The organism is Vibrio nitrifigilis (genome assembly GCF_015686695.1).
GTDB lineage: Bacteria > Pseudomonadota > Gammaproteobacteria > Enterobacterales > Vibrionaceae > Vibrio > Vibrio nitrifigilis.
In genome coordinates, this window is record NZ_JADPMR010000004.1 from 1,636,898 (window position 1) to 1,653,341 (window position 16,444).

General features: G+C 41.1%; 13 protein-coding genes. 1 reads left to right on the forward strand and 12 read right to left on the reverse strand.

Translation table 11 applies throughout. The annotated features are described in order from the left end of the window. Positions 1–6: 6 nt before the first annotated feature. From I1A42_RS23590 to glgX, 3 genes are all read right to left on the reverse strand, one after another. On the reverse strand, positions 7–1,797 hold the full coding sequence (locus I1A42_RS23590; RefSeq protein WP_196125400.1) for a GtrA family protein: 1,791 nt from the start codon (positions 1,795–1,797) through the stop codon (positions 7–9). Continuing rightward, positions 1,772–2,734, reverse strand: a complete 963-nt coding sequence (locus I1A42_RS23595) for a glycosyltransferase family 2 protein (RefSeq protein ID WP_161157067.1) — start codon at positions 2,732–2,734, stop codon at positions 1,772–1,774. Before I1A42_RS23595 ends, I1A42_RS23590 begins: the two co-directional genes overlap by 26 nt. Positions 2,735–3,074: 340 nt before the next feature. Further along, entirely contained in the window at positions 3,075–5,042 is a 1,968-nt protein-coding gene (glgX, locus tag I1A42_RS23600) for a glycogen debranching protein GlgX (RefSeq protein ID WP_161157068.1), read from the reverse strand. A gap of 548 nt (positions 5,043–5,590) precedes the next feature. Here glgX and I1A42_RS23605 point away from each other — a divergent pair. Next, on the forward strand, positions 5,591–6,835 hold the full coding sequence (locus tag I1A42_RS23605) for a tetratricopeptide repeat protein (protein WP_196125403.1): 1,245 nt from the start codon (positions 5,591–5,593) through the stop codon (positions 6,833–6,835). Between the two features lie 167 nt (positions 6,836–7,002). Here I1A42_RS23605 and sstT read toward each other — a convergent pair whose 3' ends face one another. The 9 genes from sstT to I1A42_RS23650 form a co-directional block, all read right to left on the reverse strand. Beyond that, entirely contained in the window at positions 7,003–8,235 is a 1,233-nt protein-coding gene (sstT, locus tag I1A42_RS23610; RefSeq protein WP_161157070.1) for a serine/threonine transporter SstT, read from the reverse strand. Between the two features lie 298 nt (positions 8,236–8,533). Beyond that, a complete protein-coding gene (locus I1A42_RS23615; RefSeq protein ID WP_196125404.1) occupies positions 8,534–8,995 on the reverse strand; it encodes a copper chaperone PCu(A)C in 462 nt (153 codons plus the stop codon). A gap of 177 nt (positions 8,996–9,172) precedes the next feature. Continuing rightward, positions 9,173–10,105, reverse strand: coding sequence for a DUF368 domain-containing protein (locus tag I1A42_RS23620; protein WP_161157072.1), 933 nt, complete (start codon positions 10,103–10,105; stop codon positions 9,173–9,175). A 391-nt stretch (positions 10,106–10,496) separates the two neighbouring features. Further along, the gene (locus I1A42_RS23625) at positions 10,497–11,225 is read right to left on the reverse strand and encodes a PilZ domain-containing protein (RefSeq protein ID WP_196125406.1); all 729 of its coding nucleotides are present in this window, start codon (positions 11,223–11,225) and stop codon (positions 10,497–10,499) included. Positions 11,226–11,728: 503 nt separating this feature from the next. Then, a complete protein-coding gene (locus tag I1A42_RS23630; RefSeq protein WP_230389740.1) occupies positions 11,729–11,911 on the reverse strand; it encodes a hypothetical protein in 183 nt (60 codons plus the stop codon). A 131-nt stretch (positions 11,912–12,042) separates the two neighbouring features. Then, positions 12,043–13,044: an endonuclease/exonuclease/phosphatase family protein gene (locus I1A42_RS23635; RefSeq protein WP_230389741.1), complete on the reverse strand. Its 1,002-nt coding sequence runs from the start codon at positions 13,042–13,044 to the stop codon at positions 12,043–12,045. Positions 13,045–13,094: 50 nt separating this feature from the next. Beyond that, on the reverse strand, positions 13,095–13,937 hold the full coding sequence (locus I1A42_RS23640) for an energy-coupling factor transporter transmembrane component T family protein (RefSeq protein WP_196125408.1): 843 nt from the start codon (positions 13,935–13,937) through the stop codon (positions 13,095–13,097). Beyond that, the gene (locus I1A42_RS23645) at positions 13,934–15,628 is read right to left on the reverse strand and encodes an ABC transporter ATP-binding protein (RefSeq protein WP_196125410.1); all 1,695 of its coding nucleotides are present in this window, start codon (positions 15,626–15,628) and stop codon (positions 13,934–13,936) included. The genes I1A42_RS23640 and I1A42_RS23645 overlap by 4 nt, the downstream gene beginning before the upstream one ends. Before the next feature lie 6 nt (positions 15,629–15,634). Next, positions 15,635–16,186, reverse strand: coding sequence for an ECF-type riboflavin transporter substrate-binding protein (locus I1A42_RS23650; RefSeq protein WP_161157077.1), 552 nt, complete (start codon positions 16,184–16,186; stop codon positions 15,635–15,637). Positions 16,187–16,444 lie beyond the last annotated feature (258 nt).

Consider the following 16,444-nt stretch of genomic DNA (forward strand, 5'->3'; position numbering starts at 1 on the left):
TTTCGGTTAATAGAAATCTACATATAACGTTCGATCTTTGATTTTGACTTTGGTTTCGCCTTTTACCGCATCCGATTGTTTAATGTATTTCACATCAATATCTTTGTCTGGAATCCCCACTTTATAGAAATAAGGGCGAATCATATGGTATTCCAAATTCGCCAAGTTTTTAAATTGCTTAGAACCAGTATGTTGGGTCATCCATTGGCTCATTTTTTCTTTATCAACAGTGGCGACTACATGATCATACTGAGCGGTATCATCGATATAATCATGGACATCGTTATATTCGATGACTTGCGCCATCACAATCCTAGTGGCGTTGTAGCGAGTGTTGTAGGTGTAGGTTTGGAATGCTAGAGGAATAAGCAATAGCAAAATATTCACATAGCGTAACCAAGGTGTTTTGACCAAAAATACCACCATCGCGATACCTAAAGGTAATGTGATCCCCGAACGTAGCGGAACATGAACCCCTAACACGATAACACTGGCATATATAGAAATAATGACGGCGACTACAGTGAGGTAGTATTTCACATTGTCTTTCACCGTCAGTAGGGCAATCACCAACGCTGGTAAATAGAACCAAGCGCTGAGTTCTGCAATAAACTTCGCGTTACGGACAAAGTCATCTAAGCTTCGATCAAAGTTAGCGACTAATGAAGCTAAACCATGTACTGGATTTTCTTTGCGCCATGTTGCCATCTGCATAAAATGCGCGTTGCCTTCAACTAATCCGGTATATAGGTAAATTAAACCGTTAGCAACTGCATACCCTAATACGTAGCCTGCTGCCCACCAGAGCATGAAGACTATCCATTCTTTGAAGCTGCTCTGTTTTAGCTGTGCTAGATAAATCAAAGGCATGACAAAATAAAACGCTGGGTAGGTAGCAAACAACAATATACCAGACAGAAGCAGCATTTTAGCGACAGAAATACGTTCTCGGTAATAGCTGAAGAGTGCCAGCATAATACAGCCTGGATAGAGCGTCATTGGCCATTTGAACAGCATAGTGAAATATGGAATGTTCATGACTGTCATGGCAAAAAGCAGTGCTAGCCATTTGTCTTTTTTCAGCGCCATTGACACGTTATAACCAAAAATACCAATGAATAAATAACAGATAGCATTGGCCAGTTGCGCGTTCATCGAACGGCTAAATTCAAAAAGTGCAAAGTTTATCCACCGACCTTCAGAAGTAAACTTACCTGTGTAGTCGGCCATATAAGGTAGCGCGTCATGAGCGATATTGACCAACACCGAGGTGTAGGCGTTATGAACAGTTACAGCAGCACATACAAGCAAAATAAGTACTCGAATAATCGTATAGATATTCCAAGGCTTATTTTCATTTAGTGCAGAGCCAACGATAGTATTCATACTCACCCCTTGTTTAAATATTCGTTGGTAGCCCAGATAATTCATCGTCATCGAAACGAAGATACTAAAGAATTGACCTAGGTAAGCATTAAGGTGCAATTCCGAAACAAGTAAAAACAGACTTAGTGTACTAGCCCCTAATGAGGCTAAATTGACAATCACAAACGGAATAAATTGGCCAGACTCACTTTTACTATTAAATACGAAACCTCGATTTAATAAAAAACTGCATAAAACACCGATACAGTAAGCGAGTATGGAAGCCAAAATATAATTATTAATTTGTTGGTAAATAGCAACAAAAGAGAGATAAGAGACGGCGGTATTAAAACCGCCGACCATAATAAAGCGCATCTTTTGCTGTAGGTTCGTACAAATTAACGCATTAACTTGACTGAGACGTTTCATCATCGCGCTCTTTACCTACATTTTTCTTCACAATATACAGTGGACGATTTTTCGACTCATTGTAAATTCGTGCAATGTATTCACCAAGAATACCAATTGAAATCAGTTGAACCCCGCCAATAAAGAGCATTGCCACGAGCATCGATGCCCAACCTGATTGCCAATGATCAGTCGCCAAACGCACGTAAACGGTATAGAACAACATTAAAATGGCGATAGCCGATGACGTAAAGCCCATGAAAATAGAGAGCTTTAATGGCTTAACTGAGAAAGATAAAATGCCATCTAACCCAAATTTTAGCATTTTGCGTAATGGGTATTTCGTTTCACCAGCAAAGCGCGGGTTACGCTGATAACGAATTGAGGTTTGATTGAAACCAATCCAACTTACCATACCGCGGATGAAGCGGTTTTTTTCTGGCATCGCATTAAGCTGATCAACGACTTGGCGGTCCATCAAGCGAAAATCACCAGTATCAAGAGGAATCGGCACCTCTGATAGGTAATTCAGAATTCGGTAGAACCATTTGGCTGAAGCCAATTTAAAAGGAGATTCCCCTTCACGAGATTCACGCGTACCATAAACCACATCGTAGCCTTTTTGCCACAAATCGATCATGTCTTTAATTAAGTGTGGTGGATCTTGCAAATCAGCATCAATTAATACGACCGCATCTCCACTGGCTGCTTGAATACCCGCACTGACTGCTGGCTGGTGGCCAAAGTTTCGAGAAAATGAAATGAGGTGAACATTACTGTGCTGTTTACTGTGTTTCAACAATTTTGCTTCTGTATCATCGGCGCTGCCGTCATTAACAAACAGCAGTTCTAGGTCATATCCATCGATACTATTTGCTAGGTTAAGTAACTCTTCTACTGTGTAGTCGATCACCTCGCTTTCGTTATAGCAAGGCACGACAATCGATACCGTTTTATTCATATTCGTTACCTACATTTTCCCAAAAATGGGGCTCAAACCATTACTTGCACAATGAGTGGGGCACTAGTTAACCTTTTTCTTTCATTTAAACAAAGAGTTATTTTACTTTGCTTCTATTGTAAGATTAAATTCTAGTCGCTTATTTTATTGATGAATAGGTTAGGTGCTTCTGATATTCACCGTTTTATTTAGTCAGTGTATTTGAACAAGGTTATATCAGGGAAAAAACAAGGCAATGTAAATAATCTGCCACAACTAAGGCATCTTTTTATTGGGATATAAAACTGAGTTCTTATTTGCGAAATAGAAGGGATAGCATGGGACTATCCCTTGAAATACGTCATTTTTTTGATGGGTGATAATACAATATTGACATGGAAACGGGGAGCTGTAACCGCTCTTTTTCTGCAGTAGTCGGTTTATGATTGTGAATATCATTTGTGTCGCAAATAATTGTCCACTGTTGTATTTTATCATGAGGCAGTGTAAATCGTGCTGGTGCGCGGGTTTGGTTTATTAAATAGAGTAACTCGTCGCCATTATCACCAATGCCTAAATGTAATGCGACGCATGATAATTTGTCCCAATCATCCATTTCCATTAATTCGCCATCAACTCGACGCCAAAATACTCGGTTATGATTACGGCTTTCGCCGCTAAATGCGCGAATAAAAGGCACCATATAGGTTTGTCTTGCCTCGACCAGCTTACCAACCCACCGCTTAAATGCTTGCTTTGTGGGCGTCAGTTGCCAATCTAACCAACTGATTTCATTATCTTGGCAATAGGCGTTGTTGTTTCCTCCTTGGGAATGAGAAAGAAGGTCTGCAGTGAGAATATGTGGAATACCAAATGCGAATAGTAGGCTAGCGATCATGTTCCGTTTTTGTTTTTCTCGTTTACTACGGATGGTGACATTGGTTGTTTCACCTTCTACACCATAGTTATCAGAACGGTTATCACCATGGCCATCTCGGTTTTGTTCTCCATTAGCATTGTTATGTTTGTGCTTATAAGAGACCAAATCTTGTAATGTAAATCCATCATGGTAGGTGATGTAGTTGACGGTTAATTTAAACGGCCAGTTAGAGGCGCTATAAAGATCGCGTGATCCCATGATTCGGGTGGCAAACTCTTTTAAATAGCCGGAATCACCACGCCAGAAACTACGTGCAATATCGCGTAATTTATCATTGGTTTCATTCCAACCAAATGGAAAGTTACCGACCTGATAACCATTAGGCCCAATGTCCCATGGTTCTGCAATGAGCTTAATGTCTTTCAATATTGGGTCTTGAGCCACGGCTTTGAAAAAAGCCGCTTCAGGGCTAAAGTTATCGCCATTGCGACCTAATGTTGCCGCTAGATCAAACCGAAACCCATCCACATGATAATGTTCTACCCAATACCGTAACGTATCCATCACGAGATTCAGTGAAGCTTGATAGGACAAATTCACCGTATTACCACAGCCAGTAAAGTTGGCAAAGTGGGGGCCGTGGATCAGGTAATATCTTGGATCAAGGGCTTTTAAATTAAATACCGGCCCGTTTTCCCCGCCTTCAGCGGTATGGTTGTACACCACGTCTAATATCACTTCGATGCCCGCTTTATGAAGCTCTCGAACAACGGTTTTAAATTCAGTGACAGCGTCGTTATCGGCATAGCGAGGATCTGGAGCCATAAATGCGTATGGATTGTATCCCCAATAATTCACTTTGCCGGTTTCTAACAAGTGGGGTTCATGCATACAGGCTGCAATGGGCAGTAGTTGGAGGGTGGTAATATGTTGCTCATGGTAAAATTCGAGCATAGATGGGCTAATCAAGCCTAGGTATGTTCCCCGTTGTGATTCGGTTAACTCAGGATTAAGCTGTGTTGTTCCTTTTACGTGCGTTTCAAACAGAATCATTTCATCACGAGCATAGTGTGGTGATGTTGTTTGCTGCCAATCAAATTGATCATTTACGACAATACATTTAGGGAGTGTAAAGCTTTCTTCACTATTAAATGGTGGTTCGTAAGTTAATGGGCCTGATAATGCTTTAGCGTAAGGATCTGAAATATAATGAGATTGGCCGCTTGATTGAATAATAAACCCATAGTGTTGCCCTGCTTTTATATCAGGAACAAAAATATGTTTGATCCCAGCATAGTCGCTAGGAAAAGAGTGAGTTGTGTAGCTACCGTCAGAGGCAAACAAGGCTAACACAATATCACGGCTAGCCGGAGCGTACACTGCAAAGTTACATCCGCTATTATTCAAAGTCGCCCCAAGCGGGTATGGACGTGAGACCATGTTATTCATATTGTTATCGATATCGTTCTTCCATGTTGCTGAACTAACGTTGTTGCATACATTCAGTAAAAGGCTTTGTTACTGATTGGTCAAGTAACTTGTACAAAAAATGACAGGAATAACCATATGATTATACCCAAGTAACCTCATGATTCTGTCTCATCGATAGTGTGCTCGATCTTAGGCAAGGCACTGATTTGAAGTCATATCATTCTTTAAATGAGTATGCTTGATTAATACATGGTGGTTGGTATAACGATAGTGACTCAAAATACGACGTCTAGAAGTGTATGATTCAATTAAAGTTTGAGGGGATTTTCTAACGGATAGGTTTTCTTGCTAGGGTAAGTGGAATCGATGATGCCACTTTTAACAATAGTAAGGTAGTATATACTCAAATGACATCATGATACTGGATTATTCTTAACCCTTTTACAGAAAGCATTGACGATCAATCCAGAATCAATACAGCAATACGTGAAATGGTTTAAGGATAAGAACACTGACGTTCATGCCCTGATAAACGATTTCCCCTAGAGAAGAAAGAATACGATTAGATGAATACCATTGGGATTGCCATTGGTGTGCTGGGTGTTTCGCTCATTCTTATTTTCGTTTGGATGATTACGCTATCAATGCGTCGCCGCCGAATGGAAGCTGAAAAAGTAGCGAAAGAGGAAGCATATCGAAAAGCACTGCAACGCATGCGAGATCAGGAACATAAAGAGCGTTTGTTTAAAGCGGAGTCTGGTCATGTGCCTACCATGCTACATTTGGCAAAGGAAGCTGAACGGAAAAATTATAAGGAAGCTTTGTTTTGGTATGAAAAAGCGGCGCTAATGGACAACCTTAACGGTATGTATGGTTTAGTTCGTATTTGTCGCCGTATGCAAGAAGACTTGATTTTACGTGAGAAACTCAAATTTTGGGAACTCTATATAAAAGCGATAGAGGGAGATACTCATGCAAAATTGGAAGCGGGTAAATTATTGGTTTATGGCCGTGGTACTGAAATTAATGTCACAAAAGGTTTGCAGCTAATTCATGCTGCTGCAGAGAATCGCCTTATCGAAGCGATGATTTTCTTAGGTGATTGGGCGACATCCAAAGACAATATTTCACAGTCTCCTAGTGACTCTACTTATTGGTATTACAAAGCCGCGAAACTTGACGACAAAGTTGGAATGATGAAGCTAGGGCTCAATTACTTGCATGGAATTGGGGTGTCTATCGAACATCGTAAAGCCTGTTATTGGTTAGAGCGTTCTGCAGAGCAAGGTAATGCTGAAGCGATGTATTACGCTGGTGATGCTTGGATGGATTACGGGGTCAATGGGAACGCTATTTCTTATATATGGCTCTTTTTGTCGGCATACTTTGGGTTTGAACCAGCGGCAGTATTACGTGATAATGTGGGGACAAAAATTGGTGTTGATTCTGTCGTCGGGCTTCAATCTCTAGCGAAACCACTCCAGAAAAAAATCTCGACCAATTCGGTTCACAAACATTCCATTATTCGTGCCTTAAATAAACTCTATAAACGACCAATTCCCATTCCACATAAGGGAGAAGAGGTTGATGATGGAGAAATTGTTGAAGCGCCAAGCCGTGATGTTATAGAAGAACTCGAAGACAATGTTGAAGTGCCTTTTGAGCCTACTGATGAAGCAGAATTGGTTCCAGAAAAGGCAAAACCGCAGTCTCAAGTGTCACCAGCGCCGTCTCCAGATTTAGGGCACTATGAAGAACACTTTGAGCCGGCCCCTAAAATCTCGCTTGATTACACTCAGAAACGTTTTTAATGCTTATGCCCAAGCAGTCTCTATTGTTTCAGCGGAAATGTATTCGATCTTAAGCAAGGCTCTGATTTGACGCTAGAGTTATTCAACGTTGACAATGTATATGAAAAAGGCCCGAGAATGTATCTCGGGCCTTTTCGTCTGTCTTTAAATCAAAGTGATGACAGCGATTAGTCTTCTGCTAATTCATACTGCTTCTTTTGCTTACTCTGACATACAGCAGCAGTGAAGACGACATCCGTTGAGCTGTTCAACGCCGTTTCTGCTGAATCTTGTAGTACACCGATAATGAAACCAACGCCAACGACTTGCATTGCCACATCATTAGAAATACCAAATAGGCTACATGCTAGTGGAATAAGTAGTAATGAACCACCAGCGACACCAGATGCGCCACATGCAGACACGGCAGCAACGAGGCTGAGTAGTAGAGCCGTCAACAAATCGACGTGTATGCCAAGCGTATTAACTGCAGCAAGAGTTAAAATGGTGATAGTGATCGCCGCACCACCCATATTAATGGTCGCACCAAGAGGAATTGAAACTGAATAAGTATCTTCATCCAATTCTAATTCTTCACAAAGGTTCATATTAACTGGGATATTGGCTGCACTTGAACGGGTAAAGAATGCAGTCACACCACTACGATATAAACATTTGAAGATCAGTGGATATGGGTTACTACCTGTTTTAATGAATACGATTAATGGGTTAACCACTAATGCAATAATTAACATTGAACCAAGTAACACTACGAGAATGTGTAAATAGCCGACTAAGGCTTCAAAACCAGTGGTGGCAAATGTTGAAGATACAAGACCGAAAATACCAAATGGTGCAAGTCGAATAATGAAGCGAACAATTTGCGATACGCCGTGGCTTAAATCTTCAAACAAACCTTTGGTGCTGTCCGATGCATGGTTTAACGCTAAACCTAAACCAATCGCCCACGCAAGAATGCCGATATAGTTAGCATTCATGAGAGCGCTAACTGGGTTATCAACCAGTTTAAATAATAGGGTTTGGAGAACTTCTGTGATGCCCTGAGGTGGTGTTGTACCTTGAGCACCTGAAACTAGTGCTAGCTCAGTTGGGAAAAGGAAGCTCATAACTACCGCTGTTAAAGCCGCAGCAAAAGTGCCAACTAAGTAAAGCACGACGATTGGTCGCATGTAGGTGCTTTTGTTTTTATTTTGATTCGCAATAGAGGCTGCGACCAACACAAACACGAGAACTGGAGCAACGGCTTTTAATGCGCCGACGAATAGACTCCCAAGTAAACCGACGCTTTTCGCGAAGTCAGGCGCTACATTGGCGACTATGATACCAAGAATGATACCTGCCAAGATTTGTAGAACCAGATTACCTCGCGCAAAACGACTTATTATATTGTTGCTTTGCATAGTTATCCCTGTAATGAATAAATTTTATGTATAGTTTTTTTAGTGCCTGCCACTAAAAGTGACCAATATTAACGTTACCAGACAATGTGTCTAGGATTTATTGTCTCACAGCAAAAAAAATTGCTTAATAAGGGGATGTGCGACAGATTTTAATCAATTTGACGCAAGTGTGTAGTCTAATCCGTTGTTAATATACGCGAGCCTAGTGGCATGTGAACTAGGCTTGTTAGGCAACAAGGTGGATATTTGGGGCGTGGGTAAATTAGTAGGAACGAGAAAAGAGTGAGTGAATAAACACTCACTGATCCATTTTTGCTTTTTGATGCATGATATCGGTAACCACAATTGTGATAGGAACTCGAAGAGTGAGTTGTTCTCCATTTTTAAAATTGAGTGTTAACTGAATGTGTTTGTTCTTTTCTAGAGGTTTGACTAAGCCAATCAATTGGATATAGCTAGTATCTTGAGATAGTTGCAACGTGTTTTGTGCTGGAATAGTAAAGAATGGTGCTTTGCGATCACTGTCTGTGCCGCCACGAGAAACTTGGTCATATAACTCTGTCTTTGTCGCTGCGGTTGATGTGGCGCTAACTAAAACGCGATCTTTATTTGAGTTATTGACGATCTGAGCATAGACAGGAGCGCTGAGTTCGTTAGGTTTTGATACTTGAACATAAGGGTGAATCACTTCAATATCAGCGCTAGCAATGGCTGATTGAGCGATAAATAGTCCAGAGAGTAAAATTATCAGTGATTTCATTCGGTCATTTATTTCCAATCTAAAATGGTGAGCAGCTGAGAGAACGTAGCAATCATGTGCTAATGATCGACAGTCTACCATATTGGCAAAGTGAAGGTCGTGATAGTGGTTAGGATTAGAAGATCTGTGGCCTGTAACTAGCGGGCATTGGTGAGATGCCCGCATAGTAAATTTAGGTCATTTGGCTATATCGTCATCGTCTTGCTTGGCAAATTTTTCCAATCCAAGAACAACAGCGATGGCGCAGAGCATTAGAATAACAGCTAACAGAAGTTGAGCAGGTTGTGATGTCACAGACTCAAAATGAGAGGGTGATAGGTTGTTTTGCAACAGCGGTACTTTTTCACCATGTGAGTTAACGCGCCAGCTTACTGTCTCTTTCCATGGCCAAATTTTAGGCAATGTGCCGAGCATCAGGCCTGTTAGAAACATGAGCGTTGTATCTCGGTGCTTTTTAAGTAACCAAGACAGTAAATGTGAAAAGCTTAAAATACCGACAAGGCAGCCAACGGCAAATAAACCGATAACGTCTAATTGCATTCCTTTTATCGCGCCAAGAATGGGCGCATACATCCCCAGCAATAATAAAATGAAACTACCTGAAATGCCGGGTAATATCATCGCGCAAATAGCAATCGCACCAGCTATCAGTATGTTGATACCCGATGGCTCCATAGATATAGGCTTGACGACAGTAATGCTATAAGCGATCGCAATACCTACACAGAGAAAGATCCACTGTGGTATTTGTTTTTGGTCAACTTGTTTGAGCATGTGGTACACAGAAACCAAAATTAAACCAAAAAAGAAAGACCAAGTAGGAATGGGATGACTGACCAGCAACCAGGATATCAGTTTGGCTAGTGTCAAAATGCTTGTAAGAATTCCAGCAAATAAAGACATTAAAAAGAATAAGTTAATATGCTGACAAACGGCTTTAAACCCTTCTTTACGCCAAATTCCCCAAAGACTCGGGTTGATGCGTCGAATACTCTCTAACAAGGTATCGTAAACCCCAGTGATAAATGCGATTGTACCGCCAGAAACGCCAGGAACAACATCAGCAGCACCCATTGCGATGCCTTTCAAATATGTGCTTAAGTAATTCATTCAATACCTTGAAGATGTCAAATTATGTCACGCAGTATATCTAACTTTTTTGGCGTTGCGTGAAGAGTTCGTTCAGGTTTGCAAAGATTTTGCTTTTGCAAATGGTCATGAAAACGCAATTCTTGCATAATGCGAATTGCAATATGCGAAAATTTGGTCGCAAAATATCCAAATCGATAAGGGGACAATAAAAGTCTCCTTTAAAATAGGGAGTTTTAAAAGTTGGCACGCTTTCTGCTTAATACTAAGTGACCCTTTTAAAGCCGAAAGGGTCACCTAGCCAACTGACGTTGTTAGTGAATACAAATTGTTCACACTATATCTAAGCCAATCGTAGTTTTACGGTTGGCATTTTTTTTTTGTCTAAAGAGTCATGAACACTCAGCCATTTTTATAATGAGAGCATCGAACCATTAAATTTCATATGCTTAAGCAATTCAGATGCGGCTTTTTTTCCTTGTTCATCAAATTTCAGACCGTATACGGTGTAATGCATTAAGTCAGTGACATTACAGATGGTACCTGTCAATGGGGAGAGGTTTGAAGCTGCTGAAGATTGGAGTACTAGGCTAAGTTCATTGCCATGATCAAAAGGGCGGCTTAAGGGAGATGTGACGAAGCGACAGCCATTTTTGGAAAGGTCACGAATCTCACAGTTTGTTGTCCCTGACTGACGAATGACGTTAGCGTCAAGACTAACACTGTATCGAGGCTCTTTACGCAGTTGAGTGACATGCATATTATTCGGTACCGACAATGCAATCATCGGTATGGGTGAGCGTTGTCTATGGACAATTTGACTACGAAAATTGATGACTGAGCCGTGACCTCGTTGCCCAATTGCCTTGCCATTTAACCAAAAACCTTCTTGGAAGAAATCATTAAAATCATCAACAGATATTTTGGGGGGCTCAACCAGAATAAATGGCAAAGAGTGACTACCAATAAAACGTGTTTTACAGGAATATTTCATCCCTACTGGTGTTGTTATATTTAAAGTAAGTTCACTGCCGTGTTCTATCAATCCTAATGCATCAGTACTGTTCAATATTGTTGATGATGAATCATGCTCTGATGCCGTGGCATTTTTTTTAGGACGAGAGAGTAATTGAGAATTCATTAACCATTCCCTAGACATAATAGCGTATTGTTATTCTTACCTACTCTGGTTATTCAATACACAACACCCTTATATATAGGTGAGTATTAAATAATCACGAGATAGGTTATGTATGACGTTGTTTATACCCAAATAACCTCAATATGCTGTTGTATTGGGAATGTATTCGTTCTTAAGTATGAATACATACTTATTTTATATTGAAAATCAGTAACGTTATAAGAGCGAATAAAACTCCCCTTTGCTCGTTAATCAAGCACTGGACTTGTCACCGTAAGGGTATTTGGGTTTATAAGTAAAGAAAACCGAAATATTAATAGAGTTTACTCTACATCAATTTTTTTGATAAACAAATGAGATATCTAGATTATGCCTTTATTAACAATATACTTAATAAAAAGAGAGGTGTATTTCTGGATAATACTAAGGGAATTAAAATAAAAAACAGGTGCGCTCTGTCACCTGTTTATGTTGATTGATTGTTTGTACTTATTAATGGTGGACTATTCAAAAATATTAGGTTCTTTTGCTAGTTCTCGTTCCATATTAATCAACTGCTGGCGATGGGTGAGTACGTCAGGGTTACGTTTAAGTTCTTCAATGAGGGCTTTGTCGACTTGGGAGAAGTAAATATTCTCAGCCGCTTGTCCACGCAGTTTCATCGTTTCAACAAAGTCTTTCATCATAGTCGCTCCAATCTGAGGGCTATTACTTGTGGCTAAAAGTGTGCAGCGGTGAGCTACACAACCTAGTCGGAAGTATAGTTACTAGATTGTTAAGATAAAGTTTTATGATGTTAATAAATGTTTCGATTCAATCAGAGATACGGAATCAAAGAAATAGAGACAATCGCATGATCGCTAGCTTGGGCATCATCAGCGTAATGAGGGTTAATGAGGTGACGGTCCCAAACTTTATACTCGCTGAGTGATGCGATTGGAAATTCTGCAAGCGGAGTAAATTCGCATGAGTATAGGATGTAGTCCAAGATAGAGCCATTAGCACCATGATAATGGGTCGCGGGTCGACGTTGTGGGCTATCTTGATACCAAAATGTTCCTGAGTCAAACAGTCGGTAAGGGAGAATAAGAGGCTCAGTCTCAGGTTGACGAAAGCATTGCACTGAAGTGAGTGGTGCGAATTCTTGTTGGCTAAGCTCTTGATTAAAGTCTCCCAACAACAGCACTGGATACTGGGTTTCGAGTTTGCGTTGAACTATCGCCTGATAAAGCTGGTGGAACTCCAAAGCTCGTTGCATGGTTGAACGACATTCACCCATCCATTCTTGTTGCCATTGATCTACGATGTCCTGATGACTTCTTTCGTTTTTAGATGTTGTTTGGGAATTCAGTTGATTGTCGTTATCAGTAAAAATTGGCCGTTTAGATTTAAAGTGAACCACATAGATGTCTAACCAACCGAGTTGTGGATGATGGATACTGGCGCGAAGCGGCTGACGACTAAAAGAGAATTCTGCAGAGCTTGTTGGAGCAGTGACAGCTTGTGCATTATGAATAGGAAAGCGACTGGCTAAGGCGACTACTGGCGATGAGTAGACGTATTCTTCGGATATGGTTGGTTTATCAACGCAGGCAAAATATGGATACCCCAGTTCTAGGAGTTGTAGCCGTAGCTCCTCAATAGAAAACACTTCTTGAAAGCCAATAATGTCGGCATTAATGTCGTTAATCTGGCGCGATAGCCAATCTGTTTTGGCTTGCCACTGGGCGCTATCATATATATTAAGAAAATCATAAAACGCATCGGGGGGCGCGAGATAATTGAGTAAATTTATTGTCGCGATGCTCAATGACATCATTGCCTTCCTCGGTCAAAAAAGCCGTTTGATTTCTCAAACGGCTTACGTGTTTAACTCAATGGATACCAAAATAGTTCGGCTGCTGTAAAGCGTTTTATTAACGCTAGTACCACGATAATGACGATTATCCCTATCCAAAGTTTGTCTTGTCGATTGAGTGGTTTCAAGCTGTACCAGCTTCTCGTTTTGTGGCGCCCAAAACCTCTTAATGTCATTGCATTGGAAATATCATCAGCGCGGTCGAGACTTGAAAAGATCAAAGGCCCCAAGATTTTGGCCAGATTTTTTAATCTGGTAATGAGCGGAGCTTTGTTCGATAGCTCTACGCCACGAGCTTGCTGCGCGTGCATGATATTGATGTAGTCTTTTTTTACCTCTGGTAAATAGCGCAAAGTGAGGCTGACTGCATAAGCAATCTTATAGGGCAGTCCCAAACGGTTTAGGCTGGCAGCAAATTCCGTTGGGTGTGTGGTAAAGACAAATACCAAAGCGATCGGGAACATACTGAAATATTTTATGGTCACCGTAATGAGATAAAACAGTGTTTCCTCGGTGAGGGAATAATCACCGGGTAAAGATAGCAGTACGTGTCGAGTGCCAATAGCATCACTTCCTAATGAAGGCGAAAGCAAGTACATAAAAAGTGCATTTAGCAGTAGCACAGTACCTGTACCAATTAATAGCGAGCGATAGACTTTAACTGGAACTCGCGTACTAACAAGTAGCCCGATTCCCAATGCGATCATCGTAACGAGAATTCGCAAATCAAATGTTGTGAGCACCACGGTTACCCAGCCGATGAATAGCAAAAACTTGGTGATGCCATTAAGTGCGTGTAACGCTGAGCCAGTATCGATATAGTTGATACCAAACGTCATTTTTTCAGTTTTCATACGCACTCTTTGTCTTGCTGGATAAAGTGATTCATAAATGCGAGCGGATCTGGTAGTTCTAGCCTTTGTGCCAACTCATATAAACTGGTTGTGGCTAAGTTAGCTTGGGCTAATAACTCAGGTTGAGTAAATACCTCTATCATGGATTCATCGGCTAACAATTGACTATCAGCGATGACAATCGAACGAGTGGTGTATTCCAATACGAGATGCATATCATGAGAAATGATCATCACCGTCATGCCCATTTCACGATTAAGGCGTTCAATAAAACTAAGCATTGCGGTGTAATTTCGATAGTCTTGACCTGCGGTTGGCTCATCTAATATCAGTAATTTAGGCTCAAGAACGAGTATAGAAGCGATGGTGACACGTTTCTTCTGGCCGTAACTTAGGGCTTCAACTGGCCAATGACGATATTTACTTAAACCACAAAGTTCTAGTGTTTCGAGTACTTTTTTTTCTACCGTATCTTCACTATCGCCACGGTTACGCAAACCAAAAGCGACTTCATCAAAAATCATATGATGGGAAATCATATGATTCGGGTTCTGTAAGACAACGCCAATATGTTGGCAACGCTCAAAAATGGAAAGTGCTTCAAGAGGTTGACCAGCAAAAGTCATGGAGCCTTGGTCTGGTGTCAGTACACCCATTAATAATTTCGTAATGGTTGATTTACCCGACCCATTTTTTCCAAGTACGGAAACGAATTCCCCTTGATGGATATCAAACGAAAGATCATCAATAGCTGGTCGTTCTCCATCGTAAGAGTACGTCAGATTACGCACTGTCAGTAAGGGTGAAGTGCTTTCTTTACTTGGATAACGTAGTGCATTGTGACACCAAGTCACAACGGTTTGACGATAGTGATCGAGCGCCATTGTGCTCAAAGAAGAGGGGGGATTAGTGGCGCTGATTTGGCATCCTGCCGCTTTCAATGCTGATAAATAGAGTGGCTCACGAATACCATGCTCACTCAGAAGAGAAGAACTCAGTATTTGATCTGGAGTCAAATCTGCAATGATTTCACCATTATCCATTAAGATAACGCGATCAACTGGACGATGGAGTACATCCTCAAGGCGATGCTCAATAATAATAATGGTTTTGTTTGATTGTTGGTGCAATTGGTCGATGATTTCGATAGTGCGTTTGCCACTTACAGGATCGAGAGCGGCCAATGGCTCATCAAATAGCAATACATCGACATCATTGACTAACACGCCAGCGAGTGAAACTCTCTGCTTTTGTCCCCCAGATAAGTCATGGGGTGATTGATTAAGTAAGTGACTCAAGTCAATCATTTGCGCAGTGGATTTAACTAGCGGGTACATGTCTACAGTGCTTACATTTTGGTTTTCTAATGCAAACGCAATGTCTTCACCGACGGAAAGACCGACAAACTGGTTGTCGGTATCTTGTAAGACGGTGCCCACTTGTTGGGTTAGCCAATCCATTGAGCTTTGAGCGGTACTTTGACCGTTGATTGTTAAAGTACCTTTAATTTCCCCTTTGATACTATGAGGGATAAGTCCATTTAGGCATTGTCCGAGAGTTGATTTACCGCTGCCGCTAGGGCCGATAATCACGACTTTCTCACCTGGTTTAATGGTGAGATTAATATGCTTTAGAGTTGGCTTATCCAGAGACTCATAGCGAAAAGAAAAATCAGAAAACTCAATGGTCATGGCCGATTATGATGCCTCGGTCAGTTTGCTACTTTGTTTGTTGCGTTTCGCTAAAGCTTTCAGAATAAAGTAGCCAACCACAGCAATTAAAATGGTGTTACCCGCAGACACGATAGCCATCTGGGTATAAACTTTTGCTTCTGGCTCGCCATAAAGGATACTGTCTAAAAATGCAGAGCAGCCATAGCCAATCACATTACCTGCCAGCGCTAAACCAACAAATAGAACGAAGTCGCGAATCGGGAAAAGACCTTTTTCAAGATTACGTTGCGTAAGCGATGGGAACATACCCATGATGAAGCCCACGATACCTGAACCAAGAATCCAAGTAAGCCATACCCCCCAACCTGCGAATAAATCGGTCACCCAGTGTCCGATGAATCCAACAAGAAAGCCGACTAAAGGGCCAAACATAACAGAAAATAGAGCAAGCACTGCCATGGCAGGCTTTAAAGTCGTATTAGCAAAAACAGGAATACCAAACATAGGTAAACCACCAATGCCATAAAGTGCTGCACCAATAGCAACAACAACGACAGTTTTCGCTGAAAGATTCATAGCGAGATCCTTTGTATAAAGAACGATTGAGGCCAGTAGAACAATCGAATTAAGCTGACTGTAAAATTAGGGGGCGCATTATATACTCAACTAGCCTTAAGATGCTAACAATGACGGACATTTCCTGTCGATTCTTTCCCTGATTTTTCCGGTACTAGTTTTTCATCCATATTATACCCAAATGACCTCAAGATGCAGGATTCAGAGCTTCATCAACGAGCCTAGGTCAAGCTCAATCACGGCAGGAATGGCATTTCC

Coding starts and splice junctions, on each gene's coding strand:
- I1A42_RS23625 (WP_196125406.1), bottom strand. CDS start 11,225: ATGAATTCTCAATTACTCTCTCGTCCTAAAAAAAATGCCACGGCATCA.
- I1A42_RS23630 (WP_230389740.1), bottom strand. CDS start 11,911: ATGATGAAAGACTTTGTTGAAACGATGAAACTGCGTGGACAAGCGGCT.
- glgX (WP_161157068.1), bottom strand. CDS start 5,042: ATGAATAACATGGTCTCACGTCCATACCCGCTTGGGGCGACTTTGAAT.
- I1A42_RS23650 (WP_161157077.1), bottom strand. CDS start 16,186: ATGAATCTTTCAGCGAAAACTGTCGTTGTTGTTGCTATTGGTGCAGCA.
- I1A42_RS23640 (WP_196125408.1), bottom strand. CDS start 13,937: ATGAAAACTGAAAAAATGACGTTTGGTATCAACTATATCGATACTGGC.
- I1A42_RS23635 (WP_230389741.1), bottom strand. CDS start 13,044: ATGATGTCATTGAGCATCGCGACAATAAATTTACTCAATTATCTCGCG.
- I1A42_RS23615 (WP_196125404.1), bottom strand. CDS start 8,995: ATGAAATCACTGATAATTTTACTCTCTGGACTATTTATCGCTCAATCA.
- sstT (WP_161157070.1), bottom strand. CDS start 8,235: ATGCAAAGCAACAATATAATAAGTCGTTTTGCGCGAGGTAATCTGGTT.
- I1A42_RS23645 (WP_196125410.1), bottom strand. CDS start 15,628: ATGACCATTGAGTTTTCTGATTTTTCTTTTCGCTATGAGTCTCTGGAT.
- I1A42_RS23605 (WP_196125403.1), top strand. CDS start 5,591: ATGAATACCATTGGGATTGCCATTGGTGTGCTGGGTGTTTCGCTCATT.
- I1A42_RS23620 (WP_161157072.1), bottom strand. CDS start 10,105: ATGAATTACTTAAGCACATATTTGAAAGGCATCGCAATGGGTGCTGCT.
- I1A42_RS23590 (WP_196125400.1), bottom strand. CDS start 1,797: ATGATGAAACGTCTCAGTCAAGTTAATGCGTTAATTTGTACGAACCTA.
- I1A42_RS23595 (WP_161157067.1), bottom strand. CDS start 2,734: ATGAATAAAACGGTATCGATTGTCGTGCCTTGCTATAACGAAAGCGAG.